This is a genomic window from uncultured Shimia sp., from assembly GCF_947493595.1.
In the GTDB taxonomy this organism is placed as follows: Bacteria; Pseudomonadota; Alphaproteobacteria; order Rhodobacterales; family Rhodobacteraceae; genus Shimia.
Genome location: NZ_CANLRL010000002.1, coordinates 344,022 through 360,760, shown reverse-complemented (window position 1 = coordinate 360,760; position 16,739 = coordinate 344,022). Strand labels below are relative to the sequence as shown.

The window sequence follows — 16,739 nt, the reverse complement described above, 5'->3', positions numbered from 1 at the left end:
TAGCGTTTCGGAAATGAAGTATGCTAAATGAGAGCTAGATTTCAATTATGCTTTACAAAGGCACATAATGTCAGATGCATCCCAGGGGCAAGGTGCACCTAAAGCTGTTCAAGATTCTGTTTCCGAAGGTGATATTAACACACCGAAGCAGCAAAAACCCGAAGCGGCCTCCAAACCCGCTTCCGTAGGTGCAGCGCCAGGTAACCCCGAAAAACTAAATCTTGTTGCAAACAATGACGACGAGAAGGGCGGCAGTGCCGCCGCTCAGAAGGTTCAAAAGCCGAGCCAAGGTGGATCTGGCAACGGGCAAGCCACAGACGTAAAAGACAACGCGTCGAAGCAGCAGCCCGACACAAAGAGCGCCGCGGCCACAAACAATACGCCGCAGACTCAGGGCGCCGAGACCGAAAAGTTGCCGGTGCCAAAACCTGCGCCCCCCCCTGCTCAGATTCCAAAGAAGCCAAATGAGCCTCCCAAAGCCAAATCCACCCCCCCCGCAAGGGCCGCCCGTATGAGCACTCGACATTGGGTGATTGTCGCGTCTTTCTTTTTGCTCGTTGTACTGCCGCTAGGCGGCATTACTGGTTACCTATGGGGTGTCGCCAAGGATCAGTATGGCTCTGTCACTGGATTTACTGTGCGCCAGGAAGAGAGCGCTGGTGCTCAGGAAATATTGGGAGGGCTTGCGCAACTGGCAGGCGGCAACAGTTCAGGCGATGGTGAAATTCTGTATCAGTTCATTCTGAGCCAAAGCATGGTGCGCCTGGTTGAAGACAGTGTTGGTCTGCGCGCCCATTTCAGCCAATACTGGGAGGAAGACCCGGTTTTCTCCCTGTGGCCGGATGCAACCATTGAAGATTTGGAATGGTTTTGGTCACGGATTATCCGCGTGTCCCTCGACAGCACGTCAGGACTTATTGATGTGCGGGTGCAAGCGTTTGACCCGGAAACGGCTTACGCAATTTCTTCCAGTATCGTGGCTCACAGCCAAGCCATGATCAATGCTCTGAACGATCAGGCTCGCGATGACGCTATGCGTTATGCACGCGAAGACCTGGAGGCCTCTGTTGAACGCTTGAAACAGGCTCGCGAGGCTCTGACGGCATTTCGAACTCGGACACGGATCGTAGATCCCGCATCAGATCTGCAAGGTCGCATGGGTGTCATGAGCAACCTTCAGCAGCAGCTGGCAGAGGCACTGATCGAACATGACTTGCTCAAAAGCACGACATCTGCAAGTGACCCACGCATCTCGCAAGTGCAACGGCGTATTGCCGCCATTCAAGACCGTATCAAACTGGAACGGGAAGCTTTCGCCACGGAATCCATCGAAACCGGGGCTGGGCAAGAAGACTATCCGGATCTGATTGCGGAATACGAAGGTCTAGTTGTTGACCGGGAGTATGCTGAAGGCACGTATCGCGCGACTTTGGCCGCTGTGGATGTGGCACGGGCAAAAGCGCAGCGCCAAAGCCGCTATCTGGCCACATTTGTTCCACCTACGCTTGCGGAGTCCAGCGAGTATCCAAAGCGGTTCACCATTGTGGCGTTGGCAGCACTTTGCCTGTTGCTCTCGTGGTCGATCTTGACGCTGGTGTACTACTCCATTCGCGATCGAAGCTAAGGTGGCGCTGGACCCATGATCCGAATTGAAAACCTCGTGAAGAGCTTTCGCGTGCGCGGGCACAAGAAGGTTGTGATCAATAACCTCAATATGGAGCTTCCGAGTGGCCGCTCCTTGGCGCTATTGGGACGTAACGGCGCGGGGAAATCCACCCTGCTGCAAATCGTTGCGGGAACCTTGCGACCAGATTCTGGTCGCGTTGTGAGCGATGGTTCGATCTCTTGGCCGGTTGGGTTTGCCGGATCGTTTCACGCCAATCTAACCGGTGTCCAGAACATCCGCTTTGTCGCCAGAGTCTATGGCGTGGACAGCGACGAACTTTGTGATTTCGTGCGTGAATTTTCCGAATTGGGTAATCACTTCTTTATGCCGGTGCGCAGTTATTCCTCGGGAATGAAGGCGCGATTGGCATTTGGTGTCTCCATGGGCATTCACTTTGACACCTACCTGGTGGATGAAGTCACAGCTGTGGGTGATGCTGTGTTTCGCGCCAAAAGCCGCGAACTTTTCCAGGAACGCATGCAAACTTCCAGTGCCATTTTGGTCAGTCACGACATGGGACAAGTGCGAAACTTTTGTGACTCAGGCGTGGTGCTGTCAAATGGGCATCTTCAGTATTTTGAAGACATTCATGAAGCGGTAGAGGCCCATTTAGAAATTATGTCCCGCGGTCGTGCAAAAAAATGAACCGGCCAATGTCTCTGATCGGCGCCATGCTTTTGCATTGCCTCCCGCCGCTTTACCTGCTCATGGTGTAGCTGTTTCAGGCACCCAGTTTACCTAATGAATTGAACATGACCAAAACCATTTACATCCATATAGGCCACTACAAAACCGGCACTACGGCTCTGCAGGTCTTTTTGAACAGCAACAGGCAAACTCTGAGAGAACTCGGAACTTTGTGGAACAAGGGTGTGGATTACCCGGAAGAGTTCTGCGATATGGCCAAACACTCGCAACTGGCTTTTTCGGTTTACCGTGAAGCTGGCGTGCCTTCGCTGCTATACGGGTTTCAAAATGACGTTCCTGCGCGCACACGCTGGAATAACTTCTTTGACTACGTAACCAAAAGCCAATGTCCCTCAGTGCTCATCAGCTCGGAAGAATTTATGCGTATGGGGGCCAATCCAGCTGCCGCCCAAATTTTCACAGACATCATTACCCCAGTCAAAACTGAGTTTAACTTCAAGATTATCGCGTTTTTGCGGCGGCCAGATGCGCATTTGCGGTCATGGTACAATCAACTGGTGAAACTAAGACAACCCGTGCCAGATTTTAACAGCACCGTCTGTGACATCATGGAACCGATCCACTACGACTATGACCTTGCCTTAAAGCCATGGATCGAACTGTTTGGGGAAAAATCCGTCGTCGTGCGCCCCTACAGTGAGGCACTGCGTGAAAACGACGGTCTTTTTAAGGATTTCCTTGGTGTATTGGGTATTCCTTTTGGCGGCAAAAATGCGGGCCGTTGGGATGTGCCTGGCCCCAGGATCAATCTGCGCCTTGAAGAGCGATTTCTGGAACTCACTCGAATCACGCAAAACACTGGCATGAGTGAGGATCTGGCGGACTGGCTGAAGTCATGTATGGCTCAACAGTTAGATGGCCATCGGTCAGATGATACAAAACCGCTGAAGTTTGATGAAGTGATTGAAGCGTCACGTCGCGGCTTAGAGGCAATGAAAGACAACCCAAATACTGCGCCTGTGGCCGACTCTTTTGCGACTCACCCGCCAGTTCCTGATACGCCAGACAGAGTTGAAATGCTAAAATACATTAGTTTTCTAATACAAGATAATGCCAGATTGCGTGATCGGCTTCACAAGGATGTTTACGAGTTAAACACGCGTTTGGCAGACATCGAGAAACGTCTTGCCCCCTCAAAACCGGAGTCGCAGTGAAAATTCTCTACTACAACTGGGTCGACTACCTTGATGCGGAAAGTCGCGGCGGTGGGGTGTCGATATACCAACGCAATGTGATGGCGGAGTTGGGGCAGAAAAAGGATGTAGAAGTCAGCTTTTTGTCAGCAGGGCTCGCCTACGACTTGCCTGCCAGAGAGGTGCGCTGGGAGCCGCTGCGGCACGGCAAAAACCGCAATCAGCCACGTCACTATGAAATCATCAATTCCGGCGTCTTGGCACCGGCGCATCATTGCTTTGGGGATCTGGCACAAGTCGACCACAGCGCAACGCAAGCAGCATTCTTTGATTTTGTCGAAAAGACCGGCCCCTATGACGTGATTCACTTCAACAACATTGAGGGGCTGCCTGTGTCTGCGCTGGCCCTCAAGCGAAAGTGGCCACATACCAAAGTCATCTTCTCTCTGCACAATTACTACCCGTTCTGCCCGCAGGTTAATTTTTGGTACCAAGAAAAAGAAACCTGCAAAGATTTTGCGAACGGGCGCAAATGCGCTGAGTGTGTGACCGGCGGTCATGATGCACATCACATAAAACTGGCAAATGGGCTGTCCTTTCGTCTTAAAAAAGCTGGCTTGGAGCCGGGGAGCCGGGGGTTCGACTTTAGCTTTGTTTGGGTCATGCGACTTGGGCGACGCGCCGTTGGCCTTCAGAAACGTCTGAGGCAGCTTCTCAAACCAAAATCAGCAACGCCGCCAGCTAGGACTAAAGACAGCGCTCCGATTGCAGAGAAGTTTGTCCTCCGGCGGGCGGAAATGGTGAAAACCATCAACCAAAATTGCGATTTGGTTCTGTGTGTGTCGGAGGCAGTGCGGAACATTGCGGTTCAATACGGTTTGGACCAAGAGATCTGCATAACCAGCTACATTGGCACTCAGCAGGCTGCAGCGTTTGAGCGCACGCCGCCGCGCGCGCAGCTGTTGCGCGGCGATGGCACGTTCACTTTGGGGTTTCTCGGCTACATGCGGCGCGACAAAGGCTTCATGTTCCTTCTCGACGCGCTGGAAGCACTGCCAGACGAGCTAGCAAAGCGCGTGCGCTTTACTGCCGCAGCCAGGCAAGGTGACGAGGAAACCATGGCACGGTTAGACAAGCTTGGTAATCGACTTGCGGAGCTGACACATGTGGATGGATATTCCCACGATGATCTGGAGGCACTTTTGGCGGGCATTGATGTTGGAGTGGTTCCAGTGCTTTGGCACGACAACCTACCGCAGGTCGCCATTGAATTGCACAGCCGTCATATCCCGCTGCTGACCGCGGATATGGGGGGAGCGCAGGAACTCGCAAACTGTCCAGAAATGGTGTTTCCGGCGGGAGACGTTCAGGCATTCTGCGCTCGGATCTCCACCATTTTAAAAGGGGAAATCGATATGGACGCCTATTGGCGGTCCGCGCGTGCGCCCACCACAATGGACACGCATATTCATGAGCTGATGACCCATTACGCGCCGGTACAAGCCTCTTAAAGAACCGGCTGGCGACGTAGGTCACTCTGCTTTGGTCTGAGCGCCAAAAATCTTCTGTGCAAAGGACGTCTCCGTCCAATGTGACGACCAGTCAGAATCGTAGATCACACTGCGCCCCTCAGATGCCAGTGCCAAGTATTTCCGGTACTCCTCAGCGTCATTGAAATGCTGACCACGGGCGACCTCTGTTTGCGCTTTACGACGGAAATCCGCGTTGTATTTGAAATGCGCCAAAATCAATTCACGGTCTGCCAAGCGCGCGTCGCCAACATAGTGCAAGCCGGCAGACAAACGCATCCAAGGTTGGTAACGCAACAAGGCCAGTTTTTGCGCCACAAACAGGTTGGGACGTGAACCTGGTATCAGGCGGTGGCGCAGAGCGCTTGTCCACGTAGGCCCATCGGAAAAAGGCCCGAAGGCAGGCAAATTGCGCAGGAATGGCACGCGGTCACAATAGCCAGCCTCATCAAACGGGTTGCCGGTAAATCGCGCATTTTCAAGCGGACCTTTGGGATACATATCAAGCATAAACAATCGGACAGCCTCGGCCTGAGTAAAATCGGGCTCAGCAAGCAAATCCGGCAAGCTTTGGGTTTGGTTTTCTTGCCAAACAAGCAGCTCATCCGCATCAGCAACGATGCTCCATTTATTGACCCGATATTCTGCCAAGAGGGCCTGTTGCCAAGCGACCCCATAGCGCGACAGGCGATAATCCGTATCCACAGAAAAGACGGATACATCTGGCTGTTCTGCGAGGTATTCCAACGTACCGTCATCAGACGCGTTATCCGCAATCAAAAAGGCACCAACGCCCAACTTGCGATAATGATCCAGAAAATGCGGTAGAATGAACATCTCGTTGCGCACACAGGCCACAAGGGCGACCTCTGCGTGACGCGCTTGGTGTAAGCGCGCTTCTGGCGACACCAACTCAAGCGCATTGCTTTGATAGCCCAAACGCACCTTTTGATAGGTTGGCCAAATCTTTTTGGGAGTCAGCTCAAGCTTGGTTAGCCCCGCAACTGCCTCCTGCTGGCCTTCAACCGTGTCCATATGCACAAAATGCACGGGCGCGGTCAAACTGCTGTTAAAGCCATTTTGCCAGGAGGGTACAGGAATGCCGCTGCTATGCATCCGGCGCCGCACGGTTACGGTATAGTCCTCATTCACAACCGAAATCCCACGCAAACCAAGCAAATCGCCCAGCAACTTATCCTCCATAAAGGACACTTGGATGAGATCCTGACCCGCGGACGTTTGCGCCGCGCTCAACGCCGCAGCCATGGCGTTTCGACTGAGAGCGTACCCGGATCCGCCGTCAGCATAAGTGGACGGTTCCGGCGATTTATCGAGTTCCATGCGACCCCGTTGTGTCGTGGATTTTTGCTGGTGCCAAACCCGATCAAGCCCTCCAACCTCCCGTATGAGCTTGCGACCGTAGTAATCAAATTTTCGGTAGCTTAGAGACTGAAAGAACAATGGAGCGTTGAGAAAACAATCATCATCCACTTTCACCATATGCCCAAAATTGGTTTTGGAATGCACCCATTGGATTGTGGCCAGTGTTTTCTGAGGCAGGCCTTCATAGGTGTCCGGCGCATCCAGATGCACCACATCACCTTCCTTGCGACCGTCACCATCGCCAACCACAATCACGTAGGGCACGCCGAGCCCCTCCAACAGGCGCAACCACCCACTGCGCAACGCTGGGATGCGCGTGTTCAGATGGGGCTTACAGGAGAAAACCGTGACAATTGTGTCATACAGAGGGGACCCGCCAAGCCCCTCTTCCAGTGTGTCAGGATAATTTGGTAACTGACTTTCGACTCCGAGTAGCAAATCAACCAATTCCCGTACAATGCCGGGATCACCACCATCATGACGCAGCTTCGCCAGGGCCAATTGGACTGGCGTGCAGTTGGCCAGAGCCAGTTTGCTCTCGCTTTCAAATGTCGCAACCTGATCCCTGATCAGTTGCACAATGCGATCCATAACGGATGATTGTTGGGGGACTTGGCTGAACCCGTTGATCAGCACAATGCGTAGCGCGATCCCCAGGAATTTATCCCGCTTCCTTCCTAACAAGTGGCATCGGTGCATGAGATCATCGAAGCTTTCCAGATCAAGGACCTGGTCTGGTGCCGCAAGCAACGCAGCAATATCTTTTGCCACATCCTGCTGCATTGCCAAAAAGGGCGCTCTGGGCTGATACTTTATCAGACGGGGCAGATGCGCTGAGACCGCTGCGGACAGCCCGCTGTCGACGGATGCACTGTTGGGCGCTGCCATGTAGCGCAAGGCTGGCAGCGCCGGCTCATCAAATACCTCAGACAACGCATCAAGTGTGGGCGCGGCATTCTCAGACAAAGGAAGGCCCGAAGGTCCAAAAATCTCATAGCGCACGCGCGCAACATCTGGAGAGCGCAAGCGTTCGAAGAAGCGCAAAGCGTAATCAGCCTCCTGGGGGTTGCTTTCATGATCGCGCAGGTTAGAGAAATGCTCTTTTGCGCTTGCCAGCTCACAGGATAGGACAGCATTCTCCCGCTGATCCAACAGATCCCAAAACAGGCGCGACAAACCATAGTTGCGCGCCAAAAAGTGATTGAGTTTACGCGCTTGCTTGGTTGATCGAGCCTGGTTGTGAACAGCCAGATCTACGGCAGCCAAAGTCAATTCTCGACAATGTACGCGGTCCCAATAGTCTAAGGCACGATTAGAAATGAACGCCATATAGGCGGCGAGCAGGTCTTGTCGGTGGGCGTCAGACACCTGGTTGGAATGCAAGGCTTGACGCACGACCCACGACAGCGTGGTGGTCACAATCCAATCGTCAAAGGGCTTGGTTAGGGAGGCTAAAGTCTCCACAAGCAATTGCATGTCGCCCTGCATGAACAAGAAAGGCAACACTGCAGAGTCGTGCCAAGGATGCCCGTTCGGGACGTATCGGTCTGTGCCCGCGGCACTCACCAGTGCAAAATAGGTTTCAAAGTCCTGATCTTGGCGCGCGAAAAATTCTCCCAAAGATAAATAGACCGCTTGGCGTGCATTCGAAGACACTACAAGCTGCGCGACAACATCAAGTGGATCCTCCTTGCTGCCCGCCTTGAGGCATTTCGCCAGAACTGCCAACGCACGGTCAATTTCTTGCGTCTCCGGGTCGACCTCCGCCACAAGTGAGTCTGCCGCAGCAGACCGATCCGGTGCGCTAGAGGCATCAGACGGACCTTGAATGTAGTTTTCGAGCCGAAAGAACGCGGCAAGGTCTTGGGCGGTCTCTTGGGCGTCACGACTGAGCATTGAAAAAATACCGGCATTGTGGATGTGCTCCAACGCGGCCAGCACGACAGTTGTGTCTGTGCCGCTTGGATGACGTCGCAACAGGATCTCCACGTGACGGGCGAAGTCTTGACGCGTCAATTGCAACGGTGGGCCAACGGGATCACCCTGTGTTGTTTGCAGTTGGAAACACAGCGCAGCGGATTCGTCTTGCGCCACGTCAATCCACAAGCGGCCCGGCACGGTTACCTGTAATCCGGACCTGTCTGAGACAGTCAAAATAGTGGTCGCCGGGAGTGCGCATTTTGTTTTTAAGTCAATCACTTGATGCGTGTCAGCAGAGCAAGCGGCTTGCAGCACAAGCCTTTCGCCGAGACGGAGGGCGCGGGTGGGAAAAACCGGTACAATTTCCACCGGAGAAATTTTGCCCTTCAAACCGAGAAACGCAATATCCAGAACGCCGGATTTCTGCGAGACACGTCCTAGTGGCACATCAAATTCGCAGAACACTTCACCATCCAGATGAAGCCTGACGTGGCGACCCAAAATGTGGACAGTCACTTCAACCACAGATTTTGGTAAGACAACCGGCCAGCTTCGCTCCTCACCCCAACCGTTGTTGTCGCGGCGGTTAAACACAACACAACTCTCTTTTTGGCGCAGTGAGAAATGAACCGGCACCGAAAGTCGATCGTCAGACAGAAAGTCGAAATTTGCGTAGCCCGCTTTTGTGAAATCGGCAATGCAGGTGAATTGGCTTTCATCTGATGCGGGAAAAACCAGAAGCGTTTGGGTTTGATCCATTGTCCGACGCGCTTTGACGCGGGCATCAAGATCTTTTTGTCGCTCCAGCAAAGATCGGCCCCGTGGGCGCCTGAGCACCAAACGTGCCAGACCAATGGGATCTAGCACCCAATCTGTTCCTTGGAGCTCCGGTAAATCAAGCCCGGCTTCCTGCGGCATAAGTCCGTTTAACTGGAAGCGTGCGGCCTGGACCATTGCCTCTATCAGAAATAACCGTCGCTTGAGGCGAGGTTGTTCCATACGAGACAGCGCTTCTGCACGATAGGCTCGGTCAAAAAGTCGGCGTTGCCATCCCGGTGGCAAATCGCGCTGTACTTGCCCCGGCAAGGCTTTGACAAGAGCGGAGTGTCCTTTTCCCAAGGCGCCCATATCGCCTGTGTCCTGCGGCACCGTGACCCCTGCCCAGCGGTGGTAATGCACATGCCTCGACAGCATGGCTGCCGCCAATTGCAAAGCCCAGCCCGCTCGAGGTGACTGCGTTAAGAACAGGCTCTGTTCCTGCAGGAAGCCACGGTCAAACATGCAGGCTGACAATTCTGGAGCCATCGCAAGAGCGGTGTCCGGCGCCAGCTTGACCATGCCATTTTCCGGCGTACCCGATGGCAAGCTGCGCATGTCCACAAACCCATTGTGATAGTGGATTTCCCCCTCTTCAGATGCGGTCGGGCGCACATGATAGGCCGTCAGTCCCATTTCCGCCTGATGGCGCAGCATGTTGTTGACCCGGTGGACCAACACATAAGGCTCCAACGTCACGCCGGGCCGCAGCACATTCACCAGACGTCCTTTGGCCTCTTGCCACAGCTCTGTGATCGGCCGTTTGGAACAGTCAAACACCCGCAGATTGGGATTTAAATTTAGCACCTCTGACGCGACCGTACTGGAGCGACAGACCAACATGACTTCAAATCCCACCGCAAACTGTTCTGCGAGGCTCTCTAGTGTCACTTGAAGCTCTGACACCGGTTCCGATTGCCAGAGGATACAAAGACTCAACGGCAGCTCATCTGCCATCTCCAAACCCCAGCTTGCTGCGATCTCACTGTGGTCAGATGTTGAAAACAAGAGGCCGTGACCGCTTAGAAAATCACCAGCGGCAGCAGCGAAACGGGCACGCCGTTCTGGATCGTGCAAAACCAAACTGCGTTCACTGATTAAGCGGCTGGCGAGTGTTGAAAATGCGGCTTCAGCGCCAGTATGCGGCCCCTCCATCAAAATGGCACGCAGCCGCCGCAGCACATCAAACTGTTCAAACACGCGCTCGCTGTCAGATGAAGTGATTTGCCCGTCACGTCCACGGGTTTGTAGATAAAGAGGCAGTGACAGATGCTGAATATGGTCGGTACGCGCGGCCAAGCGCTGAAAGAAGCTGTGATCCTCAAACCAGGTGCCTTCGTCAAAGCGCAAGTCACCAATCAGACTGCGGCGATAGAGTTTGTTCCACGCTGATGGAAAGTGGCGGATCACATCAGACCAATTGGAAAAGTCATACCGCTTGGCATCAACCTCCTCTGACGGAACAGGTGCGCCATGAATTGTCGAATGTTCCGACCATGTCCCGTCAGAAAAGCAAGATTTCATCGCGCAGGAAACCCAATCACTTCCACTTTCCTGCAAGACCGCAAAAAGGTGCTCCAAAAACTGGGGTGCAATACAATCATCGCTATCGACAAAAGAAATGACCTCAGCTCGTGCCACTTCCAAACCGGTATTCCGCGCCCCTGACAAGCCGCGGTTCTGCTGCGTAATCACATAAAACCGCGGGTCAGACTCACAGAACCGGGCCGCCAAGTCACCACTGTTGTCGGTGGATCCGTCGTCCACCACAATCACCTCAAAATCTGTCCAGGTTTGACTCTGTATACTTTTCAGGCAAGCCACCACGTGATCACACACGTTAAATACTGGAACGATGACCGAGATGGCCGGCACAGACGCGTCCGACAAGTGCGTTTTGGAATTTGGCATAAAATCAACAAATGTAGTAACGGTATCTATGTTTTTCTTACCTGAGGCGCGGGGTAAAGGGGGCTTTTCCTTTTATTGTCTGAAACCTGTGAATTGGGCGCTGTGGTGTGCTCAGATTTGAAGTCGGGTGTGGTCAGACGAGCTTTCGGCGATTGCGACATGACCATATCTGGTTGCGGTTGCGTCGGGCCATCACTGGCAACACTTGTCTGAATTCCTCACCAATGTTACCTCCGGTGAGTATTTTAAGTTAAGGAAGAGACGCGTGAGCGCCCCATTTATTGTTTGGACAATGCAGCGCACAGGAGGGACCACCCTCGCCGCTTTGCTCGAAGACTTATCAGAGTTTCCAAGTTTTCAACACGAGCCTTTTAATGTGGATCGCGTACTAGGGTGGATCGTAAAGCACTGGCAGGAAAACGGCTCCCCCACAGCAACACGAGAGAACATTCTACACGCTCTCGAGACTAAACCCGTCATCAAGCACTGTTATGAGTTGATCCCAGACGAGTTCAATTTGGCACTGATGGCCAGCGCCACGAAATTGGGGTACCGGCACATCATTTTGGATCGGCGTGACGAACCAAAGCGCATTTTATCTTTGGAATTGGCAAAGCTCACCGGAGCTTGGGGTGGCAATGGCGTGCGAGAGATTTACGACAGTATCCAATCCGGAAAGGTCAAACTGGATGCTATTGATCAGCGGAGCGCAATGCACCAAATGGCTCGCAGCTACAACAGCCGGCGAACCCTTTCCGAACAAATGACGCAAAGCAATGTTTCGCCTTTTGTGGTTTATTTTGAAGATGTTTATTCCGACCCGGAGGCTGGTCGCAAACGCATCTCCGAGCTGTTGAACTTTGTGGGTATCAAGCCAGAGAATTTTGATAACTACGCCAAACAGGTTGATGACGCGCTTTTAACACGCGGGCAAAACTCTGCCAGTATCATGGGCTTGGTACCAAACATCCGAAACGTGCAGGAGGCACTTGAGGATGGACACAAGAAACAAAGCTTTCAGTTTTGATTTGTCGAGTGGGACAGTCAGAAGGCCAGGCAATCCGTCTAGCTGTCACCCGATGTTAGGTTGTTGCAGTCAATTTGTGCGCCTAGAAATAGGCCAACTGACTTGAGTATGAATGGAACCGGGATGAGCATTTTGATTGTTGGCGCGGGATTTTCCGGCGCTGTCATCGGGAGAACACTGGCAGAAGCGGGCCTCAAAGTCACAGTTCTGGACAGCCGCAATCATCTTGGCGGAAATTGTCACACGGAGCGCTGCGAGGACACCGGAGTCATGGTCCACACATACGGACCTCATATCTTTCACACCGACAATCAAAGGGTGTGGGATTATGTGACCGGGTTTGCGGACTTCATGCCCTATCGCAACCAAGTCAAATCAACGGTTGGCGGTGCCGTTTATTCGCTGCCCATCAACCTGCACACAATCAACCAGTTTTTTGGCAAGACCTTTAATCCGGAAGAAGCGCGGACCTTCATTGAGGCTACGCAAGCCGACACCAGCATTTCAGATCCGCAAAGTTTTGAAGAACAGGCACTAAGGTTTGTCGGACCCGCACTTTATGAAGCATTTTTCAAAGGGTACACCGAGAAGCAATGGGGCTGCGCGCCCACTGAACTTCCTGCATCAATCCTCAAGCGACTGCCGCTTCGGTTTAATTACAATGACAATTACTTTTCTCATCGTTTTCAAGGTATTCCAAAGCAGGGATACACACATTTGATTGGCCGTATTCTGGACCACCCCGGAATAGATGTGCATTTAAACACCCCTTATACTTCCATGCATGCTTCCAAGGCGCAGCATGTGTTTTGGTCCGGACCACTGGACGGGTACTTTGGTGAAAAGTTGGGTCGTCTAGGGTATCGAACCTTGGATTTTGAGCGGTTTACTGATGTGGGAGACTGGCAGGGCTGTGCCGTTATGAACTACGGCGACCCCGATGTGCCTTTCACACGTATCACCGAACACAAACATTTTGCCCCCTGGGAGACACATGACTCAACGGTGTGCTATAAAGAATATTCTCGCGCGTGTGAGCCGAATGACATTCCCTACTACCCAATCCGATTGGTCGAGGAAAAATCTCTTTTGACACAATATGAAACCCTGGCGCGATCGGAGGAAGGCGTCACTTTTGTTGGGCGACTTGGCACCTACCGGTACCTCGATATGGATGTGACCATTGCGGAGGCGCTGGACTATTCAGAGAAATTCCTGCGGCAACGCGGCCATGAGTCAAAAGACTGAGTTCGGCAAAGCTATACCGCAGACGCTCTGACCTGATTTCCCGTCCATACCAGAACGCATATCCCAGTTATCGCGAGGCAACCGCGTTCCATTGCCCATGTCACTCCGGCACTCGACAAGAAGTGCCAAGTTCGGCATATGGTAAGGCAACATTGTTTTATCAAGTTTTTGGGACCCAAGTGGCACATCTCATTGAACGACTAACAAGTCAGAGTTTCAATAACCTCCGAAATACCGAGTTGCCCTCGATAGCCGAGAGTGGCGTGCATTTGGTATCAGGCATATATTTCAGTTGGGATACTGAAGAAGGCATTGTCCGGATGCCATTGTTGCAGGCCCCTGAGAGCCTTCTTAAATTTGAGTATGAGGTTGAAACCAAGCCACGTTGGCTAACGCTGAATATCGAGCTGGGAAACGCCAGACTTGAGGCAGGCGCCATTTTGGGCATTGTTGCAAACCTTTCAGGCGGAGCAGGCTCCGAATTGAATATGTTTGTGCGGACCACAAGAGATGATGAGTTCGTGGACACTCAATTTGACGAAGGATTGTTAGGGTCCGACGTCCCGAGTGTTCGCGTAGCAATGCATCAGCTTGCGCAAGACAGTGGCTCAGTTGGGGCCACCGGCTTTCATACCTTGATTATTGAACTACCATTTAAAAAATTCGATTTGGATTTGCGAGAAGTACAAATTTTTGTCCTACCGGCTGCACACGGATTACACCTGTCAGATGAAACATTGGGGCGCTTTTCCTAGGGAATTTTTCTTCGGGAAAGTCAGCCCGCAAACACATAGTTTTTTCCCGGTATCCTCGACGTCTTGAAGAAGGTTGTACTTACATGTTCGGTGGGCAATTATATTTTTTAGCACGGCATAAGACCAATTTCGAAAAGCAAGAAAAGCGGACTAGTTAATGACCTCGACAATCTCAGTGGCAACGCTTGGAAACGCCGAAACTCTGGATGTGTTTTTCGAAAGTTTGGAGACCGGCACATCAGAGTTAAAATTTCTTAGGGCAGCTTCTCTTGCTGACGCTGTTGGATCTAAATCAGACTTACCTGCACTAATTGTAATTCCATCTCCATCCATTGAGTTAAGCTCTGTAATGCGTGGCGGATCCGCGACGCAGCACGCTGTTGAGACATGGAAAACAGAGGCAAGCGCCTTACTCGAAAACATCGGCCACGTGTGGGAACAGGTGCTTCTTATTGATGAAGAAGCCATTTTGAATAAGCCGTCCCTACTTCTGAGCCAAGTGGGCCAGCGATTGGGCGTTGAAATTGATGGGCGGGTATCCGACAAACCTGCCCTAAAAGAGGATCTATTTACAATCTTCGCCCATCATTTGCTGCGCAGTGAGCCATCGATTTCTCAACTTGCTGGTCAGTTGGCATCGATGACTTTGGGCACTGGATGGAACCACGGTCCGGATGCCCAAGGTATCGGTGAGATCTGTTCAGAGCTGGATTCCGACCACCAAAAATCTAAATCTGCGCAAGATGAATTGGCGGCAGTCCGCGAGATGCATCAAGCGTTGGGCAGTTCAAACGAAAGGCTCACAACTGGAATCCGGGAGCTGCGCGAGGAGCTTGCGGAGAACCAAGCTGATCTTGGGCGCTCTGAGGCACGCTGGGCCAAGGCAGAAAAAGAATTGGTGGAGTTGCGGGAAGAAGCCAAGTCAACGCAGAGCGCACTTCAGGACTCCGAAGCGCTTAAAATTGCATTACAACATGACCGCGCGCAAATTCTTCTTAGTTTGAAAGAACTGCAAGACCAAATCAAAGAAGATCAGACCGAAGAAATCTGCCTCAAAAAGGAACAAGTTCGCCTCAAGGCCAAGATAGACGAAATGTCCAATCAATGGCAGCAGGAACATGCAGCTCTCGAGCAAGCTTTGGACCAACACGGGGTGCTTGAAGGTATCTGCGGGCAACTTCGCACCCATGTGGGAGAGCTGCAAAAGCTGATTGATGCCAATCGATCGACCATCAAAAAGCTTGAAAGCGAACTCGAAGCACTGGATCTGCAGCACAAAGAGTTGCTCAACAAAAGCCAGCAAGACCGTGCGGATTTTGAAGACCTGTCCGCCCAGTATTCTCGGTCAGAAAAAACATGTGAGCATTTGCGGGGCAGTGTTCAAGAAATGCGCAACCAGGTCGAGCTGGATGCGATTGAATCCCGACTTGCCAGCCAACGAGAAGAAGCGCTGCAAAGCCGCCTTCAGATCGAAAAAAGAAAGCTGTCGCTGCGGGAGGCAGTGCTTGGTGCTGAAATCCTATCGTTGGGACGCGAGCTTGGCCTGGGGGCAGATGGATTGCCAGATCACGCAAACACGGTAAATGGAGCAGACCAAGTCCTCGGACCAAAAGACGCTAGAATCCAGGAACTGGAGCAGTCTGTTGAAGAAGCGCAGAATGAGCTTAGCCAGATCTACAATTCGAAATCCTGGAAGGCCGTCAGCGCAATGCGGACAGCGCGACATAGCCTGAAACCCAAATGAACTTAGAGACCATTTCACTGACAAGCTCCGTCAAGCCGCGACTATTTATTGATGCACAGCACGGTCTTGCCAATCGTCTTCGAGCCATTGCTTCTGCTTACTCCATTGCGAAACAAGCAGACTATGAGTTGGTGATTGTCTGGCGCCCGGATCATCACTGTGGCTGCCACATGTCTGATCTTTTTGAATATCCCGGCATTGTCATTTCGGACGGTTTTGCGGACTTATATCGTGGCCACGCACACCGGTTTTTCAATTATATGGAAGTAGAAGAAGGCGCCCGGTTTCAGGCCCCCATCTTCATTCAACCCGAATTTGAGAGCGGCGACATCTATGTTCGATCGGCCTACACCCTAAACAGCCCTCTGCGCCGTTTTGACGATGAGCAACGCTTCTTGAAAGGTCTGGTTCCATCCCGTTCTATACTTGAACTAATAGGTCAGGTGGATCATCCGAGCGATGTGTCGGTACATATTCGTATGGCTACAGGCCCTCAATTTGACCATCTGCCACACGAATCTCCGGAAAATTGGCCGGAAGGGCGACACGAGGAACTGATAAAGTGGCGCGCAGACAGCCACTCAAGTCGTTTCTTCAAGCGGATCGACGCGTTGATTGAAGAAAACAATGCCGACACAATCTTTCTCGCGGCGGATTTGGAAGAAACTTATAAGCTCTTTGAAAATCGCTATGGAAAACGCACACGCTATTTGCCTCGAGATCTGTTTGACCGTTCCGATCGTCAACTTCAGTATGCCTTGGCGGATGCCCTGCTGTTGACCAAAACCAAAAGATTTCTTGGTAGCACCGGGAGTTCGTTTTCGGACATCGTAGCCCGCCTCATTGACGGAAAATGCCCGGTCGAACAAAGCGGCGTAGATTTCTGATCCGCCGCCGCC

General features: G+C 52.3%; 10 protein-coding genes. 9 read left to right on the top strand and 1 reads right to left on the bottom strand.

All coding sequences use genetic code 11. The features are described 5' to 3' along the window. Nucleotides 1-511: 511 nt before the first annotated feature. The 4 genes from Q0955_RS07280 to Q0955_RS07265 all read left to right on the top strand — a co-directional run bounded on the left by Q0955_RS07280 (nucleotide 512) and on the right by Q0955_RS07265 (nucleotide 5,018). A complete protein-coding gene (locus tag Q0955_RS07280; protein WP_299421913.1) occupies nucleotides 512-1,624 on the top strand; it encodes a sugar transporter in 1,113 nt (370 codons plus the stop codon). A 15-nt stretch (nucleotides 1,625-1,639) separates the two neighbouring features. Next, nucleotides 1,640-2,311 carry an ABC transporter ATP-binding protein gene (locus Q0955_RS07275; RefSeq protein WP_299421911.1) on the top strand — a complete coding sequence of 224 codons (672 nt, stop codon included), beginning with the start codon at nucleotides 1,640-1,642 and terminating at the stop codon, nucleotides 2,309-2,311. A 107-nt stretch (nucleotides 2,312-2,418) separates the two neighbouring features. Then, on the top strand, nucleotides 2,419-3,528 hold the full coding sequence (locus Q0955_RS07270) for a hypothetical protein (RefSeq protein WP_299421909.1): 1,110 nt from the start codon (nucleotides 2,419-2,421) through the stop codon (nucleotides 3,526-3,528). Beyond that, complete coding sequence (locus tag Q0955_RS07265; RefSeq protein WP_299421906.1) at nucleotides 3,525-5,018, top strand: glycosyltransferase; 1,494 nt, start codon at nucleotides 3,525-3,527, stop codon at nucleotides 5,016-5,018. Before Q0955_RS07270 ends, Q0955_RS07265 begins: the two co-directional genes overlap by 4 nt. Before the next feature lie 21 nt (nucleotides 5,019-5,039). Here Q0955_RS07265 and Q0955_RS07260 read toward each other — a convergent pair whose 3' ends face one another. Then, nucleotides 5,040-11,066, bottom strand: coding sequence for a glycosyltransferase (locus Q0955_RS07260; protein WP_299421903.1), 6,027 nt, complete (start codon nucleotides 11,064-11,066; stop codon nucleotides 5,040-5,042). Between the two features lie 205 nt (nucleotides 11,067-11,271). On the opposite strand from Q0955_RS07260, the gene Q0955_RS07255 reads away from it, so the two are divergent. From Q0955_RS07255 to Q0955_RS07235, 5 genes are all read left to right on the top strand, one after another. Beyond that, nucleotides 11,272-12,093, top strand: a complete 822-nt coding sequence (locus tag Q0955_RS07255; RefSeq protein WP_299421901.1) for a hypothetical protein — start codon at nucleotides 11,272-11,274, stop codon at nucleotides 12,091-12,093. Nucleotides 12,094-12,216: 123 nt separating this feature from the next. Next, entirely contained in the window at nucleotides 12,217-13,341 is a 1,125-nt protein-coding gene (gene glf / locus Q0955_RS07250) for a UDP-galactopyranose mutase (RefSeq protein ID WP_299423209.1), read from the top strand. Nucleotides 13,342-13,520: 179 nt separating this feature from the next. Next, nucleotides 13,521-14,096 carry a hypothetical protein gene (locus Q0955_RS07245; RefSeq protein WP_299421898.1) on the top strand — a complete coding sequence of 192 codons (576 nt, stop codon included), beginning with the start codon at nucleotides 13,521-13,523 and terminating at the stop codon, nucleotides 14,094-14,096. A gap of 157 nt (nucleotides 14,097-14,253) precedes the next feature. Continuing rightward, nucleotides 14,254-15,840 carry a hypothetical protein gene (locus Q0955_RS07240; RefSeq protein WP_299421896.1) on the top strand — a complete coding sequence of 529 codons (1,587 nt, stop codon included), beginning with the start codon at nucleotides 14,254-14,256 and terminating at the stop codon, nucleotides 15,838-15,840. Further along, complete coding sequence (locus Q0955_RS07235) at nucleotides 15,837-16,727, top strand: hypothetical protein (protein ID WP_299421893.1); 891 nt, start codon at nucleotides 15,837-15,839, stop codon at nucleotides 16,725-16,727. Before Q0955_RS07240 ends, Q0955_RS07235 begins: the two co-directional genes overlap by 4 nt. The last annotated feature ends 12 nt before the right edge of the window (nucleotides 16,728-16,739 follow it).